The sequence below is a fragment of the Streptomyces sp. NPDC111656 genome, from assembly GCF_055656965.1.
This window is the reverse complement of record NZ_JBVKCA010000026.1, coordinates 1-14,530: the sequence shown is the minus strand read 5'-3', so window position 1 is coordinate 14,530 and position 14,530 is coordinate 1. Positions and strand designations below refer to the sequence as shown.

Annotated in this window: 11 protein-coding genes; 10 read left to right on the top strand and 1 reads right to left on the bottom strand. The window is 69.0% G+C overall.

All coding sequences use genetic code 11. From position 1 onward, the window contains the following. Positions 1-9 precede the first annotated feature (9 nt). The 4 genes from ACZ7M3_RS44850 (at position 10) to ACZ7M3_RS44835 (ending at position 5,935) form a co-directional block, all read left to right on the top strand. Positions 10-1,944: an ABC transporter ATP-binding protein gene (locus ACZ7M3_RS44850; RefSeq protein WP_472071582.1), complete on the top strand. Its 1,935-nt coding sequence runs from the start codon at positions 10-12 to the stop codon at positions 1,942-1,944. A 162-nt stretch (positions 1,945-2,106) separates the two neighbouring features. Further along, positions 2,107-2,994 carry a FadR/GntR family transcriptional regulator gene (locus tag ACZ7M3_RS44845; protein ID WP_159064415.1) on the top strand — a complete coding sequence of 296 codons (888 nt, stop codon included), beginning with the start codon at positions 2,107-2,109 and terminating at the stop codon, positions 2,992-2,994. A 453-nt stretch (positions 2,995-3,447) separates the two neighbouring features. Beyond that, positions 3,448-4,983: an RNA polymerase sigma factor gene (locus ACZ7M3_RS44840; protein ID WP_060894398.1), complete on the top strand. Its 1,536-nt coding sequence runs from the start codon at positions 3,448-3,450 to the stop codon at positions 4,981-4,983. A gap of 133 nt (positions 4,984-5,116) precedes the next feature. After that, positions 5,117-5,935 (top strand): serine protease, encoded by an 819-nt coding sequence (locus tag ACZ7M3_RS44835; RefSeq protein ID WP_472071579.1) that lies wholly within the window; start codon positions 5,117-5,119, stop codon positions 5,933-5,935. 472 nt (positions 5,936-6,407) lie between these two features. Here ACZ7M3_RS44835 and ACZ7M3_RS44830 read toward each other — a convergent pair whose 3' ends face one another. Then, on the bottom strand, positions 6,408-6,638 hold the full coding sequence (locus ACZ7M3_RS44830; RefSeq protein ID WP_075030622.1) for a DUF7455 domain-containing protein: 231 nt from the start codon (positions 6,636-6,638) through the stop codon (positions 6,408-6,410). A gap of 440 nt (positions 6,639-7,078) precedes the next feature. Between ACZ7M3_RS44830 and ACZ7M3_RS44825 the strand changes: the two genes are divergently transcribed. The 6 genes from ACZ7M3_RS44825 (at position 7,079) to ACZ7M3_RS44800 (ending at position 14,207) form a co-directional block, all read left to right on the top strand. Further along, entirely contained in the window at positions 7,079-9,202 is a 2,124-nt protein-coding gene (locus ACZ7M3_RS44825) for a DNA gyrase/topoisomerase IV subunit B (RefSeq protein ID WP_095852209.1), read from the top strand. 469 nt (positions 9,203-9,671) lie between these two features. Beyond that, positions 9,672-10,196 carry a DUF1453 domain-containing protein gene (locus ACZ7M3_RS44820; protein WP_472071576.1) on the top strand — a complete coding sequence of 175 codons (525 nt, stop codon included), beginning with the start codon at positions 9,672-9,674 and terminating at the stop codon, positions 10,194-10,196. Then, complete coding sequence (locus tag ACZ7M3_RS44815; protein WP_472071574.1) at positions 10,193-11,344, top strand: sensor histidine kinase; 1,152 nt, start codon at positions 10,193-10,195, stop codon at positions 11,342-11,344. Before ACZ7M3_RS44820 ends, ACZ7M3_RS44815 begins: the two co-directional genes overlap by 4 nt. Beyond that, on the top strand, positions 11,341-12,024 hold the full coding sequence (locus ACZ7M3_RS44810; protein WP_097224585.1) for a response regulator transcription factor: 684 nt from the start codon (positions 11,341-11,343) through the stop codon (positions 12,022-12,024). The genes ACZ7M3_RS44815 and ACZ7M3_RS44810 overlap by 4 nt, the downstream gene beginning before the upstream one ends. 105 nt (positions 12,025-12,129) lie before the next feature. Beyond that, a complete protein-coding gene (locus ACZ7M3_RS44805; RefSeq protein WP_472071572.1) occupies positions 12,130-12,618 on the top strand; it encodes a DUF485 domain-containing protein in 489 nt (162 codons plus the stop codon). After that, complete coding sequence (locus tag ACZ7M3_RS44800) at positions 12,615-14,207, top strand: solute symporter family protein (RefSeq protein WP_095852204.1); 1,593 nt, start codon at positions 12,615-12,617, stop codon at positions 14,205-14,207. The genes ACZ7M3_RS44805 and ACZ7M3_RS44800 overlap by 4 nt, the downstream gene beginning before the upstream one ends. The last annotated feature ends 323 nt before the right edge of the window (positions 14,208-14,530 follow it).

Genomic DNA, 14,530 nt, shown 5'->3' with positions numbered 1-14,530 from the left:
TTGCTGTGAGTGATCCAGGCCATCGGATTGACCAGCAACCCCTGCAAGGAGCTTCCCCTCGCCGTCGACGACGTGTCCTTCGAGGCGCGCCCAGGTCGTGTCACTGCGCTCCTCGGAGTTCCGGGCGCGGGCAAGACGACGACGCTGAGGCTCATGCTCGAACTCCAGCGGGGCCGTGGAATCACCTACTTCAGAGGCCGTCCACTGCACCGGATCGCCCATCCCTCGCGTGAAGTCGGAGTGCTCCTGAGCGAGGTGCCGGGCCATCCCGCGCGTACGATCCGCGGACAGCTCGGCATGGTGTGCGCGGCCGTCGGCGTCCCGATTCGGCGCGTCGACGAAGTGATCGAGGTCGTCGGGCTCGTGAGCCTGCGCGACGAACGCCTGGGCACCCTGTCGCGCGGTATGGATCGCCGTCTGGGTCTGGCCTGTGCGCTGCTGTCCGATCCGCACACCCTCGTCCTCGACGATCCCGCCGGCGGTCTCTCCGTCACCGAAGGTCGCTGGCTGCACGGGATTCTGCGGGCGCACGCGGCCCACGGAGGTACCGTTCTGTTCAGCACGGACGACCCCAAGGAGGCCGCTCGGACGGCCGACCGGGTCATCACGCTGGAGGGGGGCCGGCTCGTCGCCGACCAGGAGGCCGCGGACTTCGCCCGCACCCGGCTCCGCCCCCGGGTCGCCGTCCGCAGTCCGCACGCCGCCCGCCTCGGAGACCTGCTCGCCAAGGAGGCTCGCGCCGCGCAGCGTTCCGTCGAGGTCGTCCGCGAGGACGGCAACCGGCTCTCGGTGTACGGCAGCACCTGCGCCGACATCGGCGAGACCGCCTTCCGGCACGGCATCCTCGTACACCGACTCGCCGACGAGACCGGCGACATGGGGCCACATGCCACGCTCCCTGCCGAGGGCCTCGCCTCCGCGGCCGTAGTCACCTCTGCCCTCCTGACCTCTGCCTCCGCGACCTCCACCTCCACCTCCACGGACGATGCCTCCACGGACGATCCCTCCACGGACGACGCCCCCGCGATCGACGAACCCACCACCGCCGTAGCCGCGACCGGGGCGCACACGCCCGACGAGCCGGGGCCGGCGACCGAGGCGCGGACCCGTCCGGCCGCTTTGCCGGGCGCGCGGGACCTGCCCCAGCTCCCGCCCCCCATCGCCGTACGCCAGGCCCCGAGCCCACTGCGTCCGCTGCGTTACGAACTGCGGCGCGCCACCGGAGTGGGCACCGGCTACCTCACCGCGATCACCGTGCTGGTCACCTCCGCCCTGCTGTCCGTACTCCTGGCCAGAATCGGTCACACACCCCAGCCGCGGCTCCTGGCCGCCTGGCCGCGGGAATGTCCCCTGCCGCCCGCGGCGCTCGGTGCGGGGCTGCTCGGGGCGCTCGCCTTCGGCGAGGAGTTCCGCCACCCCGCCCTGGCCACGGACCGCGGCACCGTCCCACGCCGCCTGGGACTGCTCGCCGCCAAACTCCTCGTCGCCTCGGTCACCGCGCTGGCGCTGGCCGTCCTCACGGTGGGCTGCGACCTCGAAATGCTCTATCTCGTCTACGGACGAGAACTCGTCGGAGTTCCCGCGGACTGGCTTTCGCTGAGCGCGAGTTGGATCGGCCTCACGGTGGGCTGCGCCTGGGCGGGAGTGCTGGCGGCGGGCATCTTCCGGTCCACCACCGCCGGGCTCGCGGCGGTGCTCGCCGTCCCGGTCGTGGTCGTACCACTCGTACAAAAGACCTTGGCGGGACCGTCCGTGCGGAAGGCGGCCGGGTTTTCCGAGCGACTGCGCGAGCTCCTGCTGATGCAATGGCCGTTCGGGGGAGCGCGCTATATCGGGGCCGGGGCGCGCCTTGTCGCCCAACCCGTGGGCGGTGCCCTGATGTTGTCGCTGACCGCTCTGCTCTGCGCGTATCTGCTCACGACCCTGCGACGCAGAGTGCGATGACGACCGTCCTTACCCTTCCGTTCCCGCCGTGCGCACAACTCCCCGGAGAACGCCCATTTCTTTCCGATAAGGCGTCAATTGCGACGCGGTGAGCGATCACCCTTTCGTGTGCTTTTCACCAAAGACCTCAAGGGAGTTGGAGACAGCGCCGACAAATGATCCGTGAGTACCCTTGCGCACACCATGATGACCGCCGCCCGCTCGTCAGACTCCGGCCTGGCCGGCCCGGGCGGACTCGACCGCTACCCCTACGCCGAGGGCCCTGGTGCCGAACGCGTCGGCGCCTCCGCGTGGGAGGGCGCGGACCCGGAACTGGGCCGCGTCGGCCGGCGCGCCGCGGGCAGCCGCGGACGCGGACTGCACGGCCAACTCGTTCAGCAGCTGGGTCAGATGATCGTCTCCGGCGACCTGGGCGCGGACCGTCCGCTCGTCCCCGAGGAGATCGGACAGCGGTTCGAGGTCTCCCGCACCGTCGTCCGTGAGTCGCTCCGCGTCCTGGAGGCGAAGGGGCTGGTCAGCGCCCGCCCCAACGTCGGCACGCGCGTGCGTCCCGTCAGTGACTGGAATCTTCTCGACCCGGACATCATCGAATGGCGGGCCTTCGGACCGCAGCGCGACGACCAGCGGCGCGAGCTGAGCGAACTGCGCTGGACGATCGAGCCGCTCGCCGCGCGTCTGGCCGCCGGACACGGGCGCGAGGAGGTCCAGCAGCGTCTCGGAGACATGGTCGAGATCATGGGCCACGCCATGGCGCAGGGTGACTCGCTCACCTTCTCGCGGGCCGACGCGGAGTTCCATTCGCTGCTCATCCAGGTATCGGGCAATCGCATGCTGGAGCACCTTTCCGGGATCGTCTCGGCCGCGCTCCAGGTCTCCGGCGGCCCTGTCACCGGCTGTGACCGACCGAACGAGACCTCCTTGACGCACCACGGCCGGATCGTCGACGCCTTGGCCGAGGCGGACGGCGCGGCGGCCGAGGCGGCCATGCGGCAGTTGCTCGCCGTTCACCCCGAGGTGGAGCGCGTGGTGCCCGCGCCGCGCGAGCACTGATCGCGCCCCGAGGGCGGCGCGGTCGGGGGGCGTGTGCCCTCTCGTGGCATTGCTTGGTCGGCGGAGCATCTCCCGCCGGACCCCGTCGGATCCTTCCGGGATCCGGCGGGATCCGGCGATGTGATGAAGGTGATCAAGCCATCGGTTGAGGTGATGAACCCATCGGTTTGAGGTGATGAGTCCATCGGCTGACCTCCTCTGACCGCATCTGGCCGCTTTTGGGCACTTACGGGGTGTGACTCGGGCCACGCAGATTGGGCGTAACGCTCTTCGGAACTGCGCGATGACCTAAGAGGTGACAGCCGAGGAGGGAATACGGACGCCGTTTACGGCGCTGTGCATCCTCCCGGCTCCCGCCCGCGCCGTCGACCCATCCCCAAGTCGGCGGTCGTCGGCTCCTGTCCGCAGTGGACGGGGCCGGAAGCCGTTTTCCAACGTTCCGAGAGGTTGTTCGTGTCGGCCAGCACATCCCGTACGCTCCCGCCGGAGATCGCCGAGTCCGTCTCTGTCATGGCGCTCATTGAGCGGGGAAAGGCTGAGGGGCAGATCGCCGGCGATGACGTGCGTCGGGCCTTCGAAGCTGACCAGATTCCGGCCACTCAGTGGAAGAACGTACTGCGCAGCCTCAACCAGATCCTCGAGGAAGAGGGTGTGACGCTGATGGTCAGTGCCGCGGAGCCCAAGCGCACCCGAAAGAGCGTCGCAGCGAAGAGTCCGGCCAAGCGCACCGCCACCAAGACGGTCGCGGCGAAGACGGTGACCACCAAGAAGGCCACCGCCACCACCGCCCCGGCGGTGCCCATGGCCGACGATCCGGCTGAGGACGCGTCCGCCAAGAAGGTCGCTGCCAAGAAGACGGTCGCCAAGAAGGCCGTCGCGAAGAAGACGGTCGCCAAGAAGGCCGTCGCGAAGAAGACCACCGCCAAGAAGGACGACGTCGAGCTGATCGACGACGAGGCGGTCGAGGAGACTCCGGGCAAGCCCGGTGCCGAGGAGCCCGCCGAGGACGGCGCCCAGGGCTTCGTCCTGTCCGACGAGGACGAGGACGACGCGCCCGCGCAGCAGGTCGCCGCGGCCGGCGCCACCGCCGACCCGGTCAAGGACTACCTCAAGCAGATCGGCAAGGTCCCCCTGCTCAACGCCGAGCAGGAGGTCGAGCTCGCCAAGCGCATCGAGGCGGGCCTCTTCGCCGAGGACAAGCTGGCCAACGCCGACAAGCTCGCCCCGAAGCTCAAGCGCGAGCTGGAGATCATCGCCGAGGACGGCCGTCGGGCCAAGAACCACCTCCTGGAGGCCAACCTCCGTCTGGTGGTCTCCCTGGCCAAGCGCTACACCGGCCGCGGCATGCTCTTCCTGGACCTCATCCAGGAGGGCAACCTCGGTCTGATCCGCGCGGTGGAGAAGTTCGACTACACCAAGGGCTACAAGTTCTCCACGTACGCCACCTGGTGGATCCGTCAGGCGATCACCCGCGCGATGGCCGACCAGGCCCGCACCATCCGTATCCCGGTGCACATGGTCGAGGTCATCAACAAGCTCGCGCGCGTGCAGCGCCAGATGCTCCAGGACCTGGGCCGCGAGCCCACCCCGGAGGAGCTGGCGAAGGAACTCGACATGACCCCTGAGAAGGTCATCGAGGTCCAGAAGTACGGCCGCGAGCCCATCTCGCTGCACACTCCGCTGGGCGAGGACGGCGACAGCGAGTTCGGTGACCTCATCGAGGACTCCGAGGCCGTCGTCCCGGCCGACGCGGTCAGCTTCACGCTCCTCCAGGAGCAGCTGCACTCCGTCCTCGACACCCTGTCCGAGCGCGAGGCGGGCGTCGTCTCCATGCGTTTCGGTCTCACCGACGGTCAGCCGAAGACCCTCGACGAGATCGGCAAGGTGTACGGCGTCACGCGTGAGCGGATCCGTCAGATCGAGTCCAAGACGATGTCGAAGCTGCGTCACCCGTCGCGTTCGCAGGTGCTGCGCGACTACCTCGACTAGGTCTCGACCGTACTGTCGCCGAGGGCCCGACTCCCGATGGGGAGCCGGGCTCTTAGCGCATCCATGGAGTGCGCGCCGCCGTCCACTGGATCACTCTGGGTTTTCCATGACCATCCCAGAGTGAGGAACGCGCATGCGCCGTCCTTTCGCCCCAGTACTGGCCCTCGCGGCTGCCGCGGCCCTCATACCGCTGGCATCCCCCGCCCCGGCCGCGACCGACGACGTCGTCATCGGGGGCCATCCGGTCGACATCGCTCAGAGTCCGTGGACGGTGGCACTGTCCAGTCGTGACCGGTTCGGGGGAACGCGGGCCGGGCAGTTCTGCGGGGGCGCCGTGATCGGCCCGACGCGCGTGCTGACCGCGGCCCACTGCCTGAGCCCGCTCGTGCTGGGGGCGCCACCGCAGCAGATGCACGACTTGAAGGTCATCGCGGACCGTACCGACCTGCTGTCCAGCAAGGGGAAGGAGATCTCGGTCCGCGACACCTGGGTCAATCCGCAGTACGACGCCGCCACGAACGCCGGGGACTTCGCCGTAATCACCCTCGCCTCCCCGCTGCCCCAGAGCTCGGTCATCCGTATGGCCCCCTCAGGGGATCCCGCGTACGCGCCCGGCACGGCCGCCGCGGTCTACGGCTGGGGCGATACGACAGGCACCGGTAATTACCCGCTCGGTCTGCGGTCCGCGAGTGTGAACGTACTGTCCGACTCCGTCTGCGCGCAGGCCTACCCGGGGAGCGAAGACGGAATCTATCAAGCCACTTCCATGGTGTGCGCCGGGGAGGTCGCGGGTGGGCGGGATGCCTGTCAGGGGGACAGCGGTGGCCCGCTGGTGGCCCAGGGGCGGCTGATCGGCCTTGTGTCGTGGGGTAACGGCTGTGGGCAGGCAGGAAGTCCCGGGGTCTACACACGGGTCTCGGACGTCGTCAAGGCGCTCGGCACGAGCCGCTGAGGGCGTAAGGGCGGAAGCGGTGCGGAACGTGGCGGGTCGCGGATCACGGGGCGCCGGGGAAGTGAACCAGGCGGCGCGTGGGGGGTGCGCGGGAGTGATTCGGGCCGGTGACGTGTGGAGGTGTGCCGGGGCCGTTCGGGCCGGTGACGTGTGGAGGTGCGCCGGGGCCGTTCGGGCCGGTGGTGCGTGGAGGTGCGCCGGGGCCGTTCGGGCCGGTGGTGCGTGGAGGTGCGCCGGAGCCGTACGGGCCAGTGGCGCGTCTAGGTGCGCGGCAAGGGTGTGAACCGGTGACGCGGTGAAGTGCGTGAGCCCGGTGCGCGTCACGTCCGCACGGGGCCGTGACGCTCCGGGCGGTGGCGCACCGTACCGCCGGGAAGCGGTACGCATACGGGCGGCCACCCCGAGTAGCAGGGGTGACCGCCCGTACACCGGCCTATTGCCAGAGCTGGCTCGTCGTCGTTGACGCGAAGTGTCAGCGCTCTTCGTCGTTGGACGTTGCCGGGACCGACGTGAGTCGCTCCGTCTCGTCCTGTATCTCAGCGGCGATCTTCTTGAGTTCCGGCTCAAACTTGCGCCCGTGGTGGGCGCAGAAGAGCAGTTCACCGCCGCTGAGGAGGACGACGCGCAGATATGCCTGGGCGCCGCAACGGTCGCAGCGGTCAGCGGCCGTCAGCGGGCTCGCGGGGGTCAGAACAGTAGTCACGTCGCCTCTTCTCTAGCTCGACGAGCTGTCGTACCAGGGTCAACATCCAACCAGGCCGAAAACGTTCCCGCTCGTGGCTTTTCCTCGAAAAATTCTTCCGGGGCGGCTGTCTGCTGCCGGGTGGCGGCGAATGAGCCGTATTACGTGTCTTTGTGTCTTACGGGTTCGCGCTGTCTGTCAGGGTCAGTCCTCCCCGGCTGGCTTGCCGGTTGTTCATGAGGACGTGCCCGGAGCCTAAATGGTTCATGCCTGGAAGGGAACGTGATATGTACTTCACTCCATCGAGGGATCGAACACTCATGCGAGCCTGGACTAGTCTGAGTTCATGCGAGGGTGGCGTTACAACGGCTCTACCAGGCCTCGGTACCCTCTGAGCGGAGACCGAAGCCGACCCCTTACCCAAAAGGGTCCCATCTGAAATTCAGCGAGGAGCGAACCGCGTGACCGCCGACACGTCCGTGCCGTCCACAGCGTTGCTGACCGGAGCAGACCGGGACGGTTCCAACTACACCGCGCGGCACCTGCTCGTCCTCGAGGGGCTCGAGGCCGTACGCAAGCGCCCCGGCATGTACATCGGCTCGACCGACAGCCGCGGTCTGATGCACTGCCTGTGGGAGATCATCGACAACTCTGTCGACGAGGCCCTTGGGGGCTACTGTGACCACATCGAGGTGATCCTGCACGACGACGCCTCGGTGGAGGTGCGGGACAACGGCCGCGGCATCCCGGTCGACGTGGAGCCCAAGACCGGCATGTCGGGCGTCGAGGTCGTGATGACCAAGCTGCACGCGGGCGGCAAGTTCGGAGGCGGCTCGTACGCCGCCTCCGGCGGTCTGCACGGCGTGGGTGCCTCCGTGGTGAACGCGCTCTCGGCCCGTCTGGACGTCGAGGTGGACCGTGGTGGCCACACCCATGCGGTGAGCTTCCGGCGCGGCACCCCGGGAGTGTTCAAGGCGGACGGTTCCGAAGCCGCCTTCGACGCGACCAGCGGGCTGCGCAAGCTGAAGCGGATCCCCAAGACCCGCACCGGCACACGCGTGCGCTACTGGGCCGACCGCCAGATCTTCCTCAAGGACGCCAAGCTCTCCCTGGAGAACCTGCACCAGCGCGCCCGCCAGACCGCGTTCCTGGTGCCCGGCCTGACCATCGTCGTCCGTGACGAGTACGGGCTCGGCGAGGGCGGCAGCAAGGGCGAGGAGTCCTTCCGCTTCGACGGCGGCATCAGCGAATTCTGTGAGTACCTGGCCACCGACAAGCCCGTCTGCGACGTCCTCCGCTTCTCCGGGCAGGGCACCTTCAAGGAGACCGTCCCGGTCCTTGACGACCACGGGCAGATGACGCCCACCGAGGTCACTCGTGAGCTCGGCGTCGATGTGGCGCTGCGCTGGGGCACCGGCTACGACACGAACCTCAAGTCGTTCGTGAACATCATCGCCACGCCCAAGGGCGGCACCCACGTCGCCGGCTTCGAGCAGGCCGTCGCCAAGACGATGAACGAGGTGCTGCGGGCCAAGAAGCTGCTGCGGGTCGCCGAGGACGACATCGTCAAGGACGACGCATTGGAGGGCCTGACCGCCGTCGTCACCGTGCGCCTCGCGGAGCCGCAGTTCGAGGGGCAGACCAAAGAGGTCCTCGGCACCTCGGCGGCCCGCCGGATCGTGACGAACGTGGTCTCCAACGAACTCAAGGCCTTCCTGACCACCACGAAGCGGGACGCGGCCGCTCAGGCCCGGGTCGTGATGGAGAAGGCCGTGGCTGCCGCGCGTACGCGGATCGCGGCCCGCCAGCACAAGGACGCGCAGCGTCGCAAGACGGCCCTCGAGTCCTCCTCGCTGCCCGCCAAGCTCGCGGACTGCCGCAGCGACGACGTCGAGCGCAGCGAGCTGTTCATCGTCGAGGGGGACTCCGCGCTCGGCACCGCCAAGCTGGCCAGGAACTCCGAGTTCCAGGCGCTGCTGCCGATTCGCGGCAAGATCCTCAACGTTCAGAAGGCGTCCGTCACGGACATGCTCAAGAACGCCGAGTGCGGCGCGATCATCCAGGTCATAGGGGCCGGGTCCGGGCGGACGTTCGACATCGACGCGGCGCGGTACGGGAAGATCATCCTGCTCGTCGACGCCGACGTCGACGGTGCGCACATCCGGATTCTGCTGCTGACGCTGTTCCAGCGGTACATGCGGCCGATGGTCGAGGCGGGGCGGGTGTTCGCGGCGGTGCCGCCGCTGCACCGCATCGAGCTGAGCCAGCCCAAGAAGGGCCAGGACAAGTACATCTACACGTACTCGGACCGTGAGCTGCGCGAGACGCTGCTGGAGCTGCAGCGCAAGAACGTGCGCTACAAGGACTCGATCCAGCGTTACAAGGGTCTTGGCGAGATGGACGCCGATCAGCTGGCGGAGACGACGATGGACCCGCGCCACCGGACGCTGCGGCGGATCAACATTTCCGACCTGGAGGCGTCCGAGCAGGTGTTTGACCTGCTGATGGGGAACGATGTCGCTCCCCGTAAGGAGTTCATCTCCAGCTCTGCGGCGACGCTGGATCGGTCGCGTATCGACGCGTAGGCGCTGCGCCGGCGGTGCGTCGGGCTCGTCGCTGGATCAGACGTGGGCCGGGCAAGGGAGCCGCTGCTCGATCCGGGTGTGAGCGACGGGCTTGCGACGCACCGCCACGGCCCCTTCCGTGGGAGGGCCGGCAGCGGGTGGGCGGGGCTGGGCGTGCTTTTCCCCGCGCCCGTGAGAAGCGTCGGTGCCCGTCTTTCAGCCCATCCGGCGTTTGAGGACGAGGCCCTTCAGGCCGACGGGGGGTCTGGGGACGCAGCCCCTGAGATGGGTAGGGGCGGCGGGGGCGAGAAGCGCGGTTGGTGGGTGCGGGCCGTGGAGGCTCCACCCGTGGGTGGAGGGATGGGGTGGGTGCGGATCCACCCGCGATCCACCCCAGCTCCGATCTGCTGAGCTGCCGATTTCCGTAGCGTCGAAGGCGTCGACAGCGCTCGCTGTCGGAACCCGCTCTTCCTCGCCCACGGAGGTCGTGATGTCCGGGCTCGTCAATGCCTTGGTGATCCTCGCCGTTGTTGTGCTGGTCATCGCGCGCCAGTGCCGTACGCGCCGGATCAGCACGGACAGGCGCTGGTGGATCGTGCCCGTAGTCCTGGCCGTGATCGCTCTGCGGGAGCCGGGCCTGATCGACATCCACCATCGGACCGAGGCGATTCTGCTGCTGGGAGCAGAGCTGTTCATCGGGCTGGCCACCGGAGCCGCGTGGGGGTGGACGACACGGATATGGGCGGAGCCGGACGGCTCGGTGTGGAGCAAGAGCACCAAGGCCAGCGCGGCCGTCTGGGGCGTGGGCATAGCCCTGCGGCTGGGACTGTTCGGCATCGGCACCCTGTTGGACGTCCATCAGGACAGCTCCGCCCTGTTGCTCGCCCTCGCGGCCACTCTGCTGGTCCGCTCCGGGATCCTGGCCTGGCGCTCTCAGTCTCTGCACCCGGCCGTCGCGCAGGCGACGGCGTACGGTGACGACGTGCCCCAGGGGTCGTGGAAGGAGCGCGTGTGACGGAGAACGCCTTGAAGCGCTGGCCCTCCCGTGAGGCGCTGTCCCGAGCGGGAATGGTCAAGTCCAGGCGCGCGCTCGCCTGGACCGTGCGCCTCTTCGCCCTCGGCCTGCTGCTGTGGACGACCTTCGCGAGCAGCCATCTGGGCGCCTGGAAGATCACGGTGGGCGCTCTGGGGGTCCTCGTCTGCGGGCTGGCGGCGTGGGCCTTCTGGCGGACCACGCTCGAACACCGTCTGCTGCCGTCTCTGGCGCTGCTCGCCCTGCTGCTCGCGATAGCGACGGTGGGAGTGAGCACGGGCTTCCGGGTGCCGGCCATCGTCCTGTGGTGCGGGTGCGCCATCAGCGCCATGGAGAGGCTGCCTCTAGTGGCGGCACTGCCTGCCACCTCCGTGGCACTGAGCGCGTTCGCGGTGGTCAACAACGACGTCTGGCTGACCACGGCGGCCACCGCCGGAGGGCTCGCCCTGGCCGGATACGTGCTGCGCCTCGACGCTGAGGCCCGCGGCAGCGCCCAGCGGTTGCTCGCTCAGGAGCGGGCGGCTCGTGTGGCCGAGGCGGAATCCGCGGCGCTCGCGGAGCGGGCCAGGATCGCGCGGGAGATCCATGACGTTCTGGCGCACAGTCTCTCGGCGCAGATGGTGCATCTGGAGGCGGCCCGGCTGCTGATCGAGCGGGGCGGCGACCGGGAGCAGATCCTCGAGCGGGTCGTGGCGGCACGGGGGATGGCCCGTGAGGGGCTCGCCGAGACCCGGCAGGCGCTCTCCGCCCTTCGCGGGGAGATGTCCCCGGTGGAGGACTTCCTGAGCGAGCTGGTCGCCACGGCGGACGGCGCCGACATCACCGTCGCGGGTGAACGGCAGCCGTTGCCCGCCGAGGCCTCGCAGGCGGTGCGCAGGGTGGCGCAGGAAGCCCTGACGAACGTCCGCAAGCACGCGCCGGGCGCCAAGGTCCACATGCGGCTCGAGTACGGCGAGCACGAAGTGACCCTCGGCGTACGGGACTCGGGAGGACCGCCGGGCGAACTCAGCGGTGCGGGGGCCGGGTACGGTCTGCTGGGCATGCGGGAGCGTGCTGAGCTGCTGGGCGGCTCGTTGGAGGCCGGGCCGGACGAGGAGGGGTTCGTGGTGACGCTGAGGGTGCCCGTATGACGGAGGAGGAGACCAGGAAGCCGGCTCGGGTCGTGGTGGCTGACGACCAGACCGTGGTGCGCGAAGGCATTGTGATGCTGCTGGGCCTGCTGCCGGGGATCGAGGTCGTGGGTGCGGCCGGGGACGGCCATGAGGCCGTGGCGCTGGTGGCCGAGCTCGCCCCGGACGTCGTGCTGATGGACCTGCGCATGCCGCGCTGCGACGGCGTTGAGGCGACCCGGCGCATTCGCGCTGAGCATCCGGGGACACAGGTCGTCGTGCTCACCACGTACGCGGACGACGAGTCGCTGTTCCCCGCGCTCAGAGCGGGAGCCCGTGGCTATCTCACGAAGGACGCGGGTGGCGACGAGATCGTGCGCGCGGTGGAAAGCGTGCTGTCCGGGGACGCGGGACTCTCGCCGAGCATCCAACGACGCCTGCTGGAGCGGCTGTCGGAGCCGGCGCCCGCGGCCGTTGCGCCCGTGGAGCCGCCCGATGGGCTCACCACGCGGGAGACCGAGGTGCTGCTGCTGATCGCCGAGGGACTCACCAATCAGGAGATCGCCCGCAGACTGCATGTCTCCCCCGCCACCGTGAAGACCCACATCAACAACCTCTTCGCCAAGACGGGCCTCAAGGATCGTGCTCAGGCGGTGCGTTACGCCTTCGGGAAAGGTCTCGTACGGCCACCGACGGGATGAGTCACCTGATGGGGTGAAGAGCGCGGAGAGAAGAGTCCGGGATCTTCCCGATCTGTCCATCCTTGGGCACGCGGCGGAAAAAGGGTCGCGGACAAGGAGAGTTCGGTGGAGAAGCACGACGGTCGCGATACCGGGGAGGTCCGGTTCGATGACCCCTGGTACGACGCGCTCGGCTCCGGCTGGGGTGAGTTGGACGGCACGGGCGCGCCCGCTCCCGCCGTACCGTCCGCGCGCCCGGAGCACGAAGGTCGCACGGGCGGGACGGCCGACGTCTATCTGGAGGTGCAGCGCAGCGCGGCCTTCCAGGAGGTGCGCAGCCGGTACCGGAGGTTCGTGGTGCCCGGCGTCGCCGTGTTCTTCACCTGGTACGTGAGCTATGTGGTGACCGCGACGACGGCGCCCGGGTTCATGGCCCGGCCCGTCGTCGGCGCGGTGAACGTGGCGATGGTGGCGGGGCTCGGGCAGTTCCTCAGCACGTTTCTGTTCACGTGGGCGTACGCGCGGCATGCGCGGCTGCGCAGGGACCGGGCCGCGCTGGATCTGCGCTGGGACACCCAGGAGCTGACCCGGAGCGTCAGAGGTGGTGAGCGGTGACCGGCAACCATCAGACACTGGCGTTGCTGCTGTTCAGCGCGTTCGTGGCGGTGACGCTGGGGATCACGACGTGGGTGAGTCGAAACCGGCATGGGTCGGCCGAGGAGTTCTATGCCGGCGGGCGGTTGTTCTCGCCGATGGAGAATGGTTTTGCCATTTCGGGCGACTACATGTCGGCGGCGTCGTTCCTGGGGGTCACGGGGCTCATCTCGCTCTACGGATACGACGGGCTGCTGTACGTCGTCGGGTTTCTCGTCGCTTGGTTGGTCGTCCTGTTCCTGATCGCCGAACTGGTGCGCAACTGCGGGCGGTTCACGCTCGCCGACGTCGTCGCTGCCCGGATGAACGAACGGCCGGTGCGGATCGCGGCGGGAACCTCTTCGGTGACCGTGTCCGTTCTGTATCTGGTGGCGCAGATGGTGGGCGCGGGCAGTCTGGTCGCGCTACTGCTGGGAGGCTCGAGCGAGGCCGCGCGTAACTGGACGGTGATCGGCGTCGGCGCGCTCATGGTGATCTATGTGTCGCTGGGAGGGATGCGGGCCACCACGTGGATTCAGATCGTCAAGGCGGTCCTGTTGCTGAGCGGTTCCATCGCCTTGACCGTGCTCGTCCTGGTGCGGTTCCACGGGGACGTGAACGAGTTGCTGCGTTCGGCGGCGGAGCGTAGCGGCCATGGTGACGCGTTTCTCGCACCCGGGTTGAAGTACGGCGGGGACTGGACGGCGCGCTTCGACTTCATCAGCCTCGGTCTCGCGCTGGTACTCGGAACGGCTGGCCTGCCGCACATCCTGTCGCGTTTCTACACCGTGCCCACGGCACGGGCAGCGCGGCGCTCGGTGGTCTGGTCGATCGGGCTCATTGGGGGCTTCTACCTGATGACGATCGTGCTGGGCTTCGGCGCGGCGGCGATCGTCGGCCCGGAGGCGGTGCGGGGAGCGAACGCGGCGGGCAACACGGCGGTTCCGCTGCTCGCGCTTGATCTGGGTGGCGGCGCGAACTCCGCGGGAGGAACGGTTCTTTTTGCCGTCGTCGCGGCCATCGCCTTCGCTACGATCCTCGCGGTCGTCGCCGGGATCACTTTGGCGTCCTCGGCGTCCGTGGCCCACGATCTCTACGCCTCGATGCGCCGCCGGCATGCGAAGCCCCGCAGCGAGGTCGCCGTGGCGCGTACGGCGGCGGTGGGTATCGGGGTGGTCGCGATCGCGCTCGGGCTGCTGGCCCGCGATCTGAACGTGGCCTTCCTGGTGGGCCTTGCCTTCGCGGTCGCCGCGTCCGCGAACCTGCCGGTGCTGTTGTACTCGCTGTTCTGGCGGAGTTTCACGACCCGCGGCGCCGTGTGGGCCGTATACGGCGGCCTGGTGCCCGCGCTGCTGCTCGTCCTGCTGTCGCCGGTGGTGTCGGGGAGTCCCGATTCGCTGTTCCCGAGCGTGGACTTCCAGTACTTCCCGTTGCAGAACCCCGGCCTGGTGTCGATTCCGCTCGGCTTCCTGTCGGGCTGGCTGGGCACGGTGACGTCCGCGGAGCCGCCGGACGAGGCCAAGCATGCCGAGACCGAGGTGCGGTCGCTGACGGGTGCCGGCGCGGTCTGAGGCGGCCTCAGCCGAGTGCCCGGGGGGCGCCTCCAGCAGCGGGGGCGTCCTCAGCGACGTACGGCCCAATGACGTACGTCGCTGGGCTAGGCCCTGTCGTCACATTCCCGTCGGCCCCGCGACGCCATGCACGCGCCCCCAAGTGCTCGACTCCGCTCGAGCAGGGGGGACCCCCATGACGCCGCAGGGCCCGCCCTCCGGGCGGACGACGGGAATGTGACGACAGGACCTAGGTGTATTGCCCCGGGAGGTTGTGGACGGGTGAGCCAGGTCTCGGCTGAGGGATCTTGAACAGGTGAGGGCCTTCCGGTTCGGTGTGGATT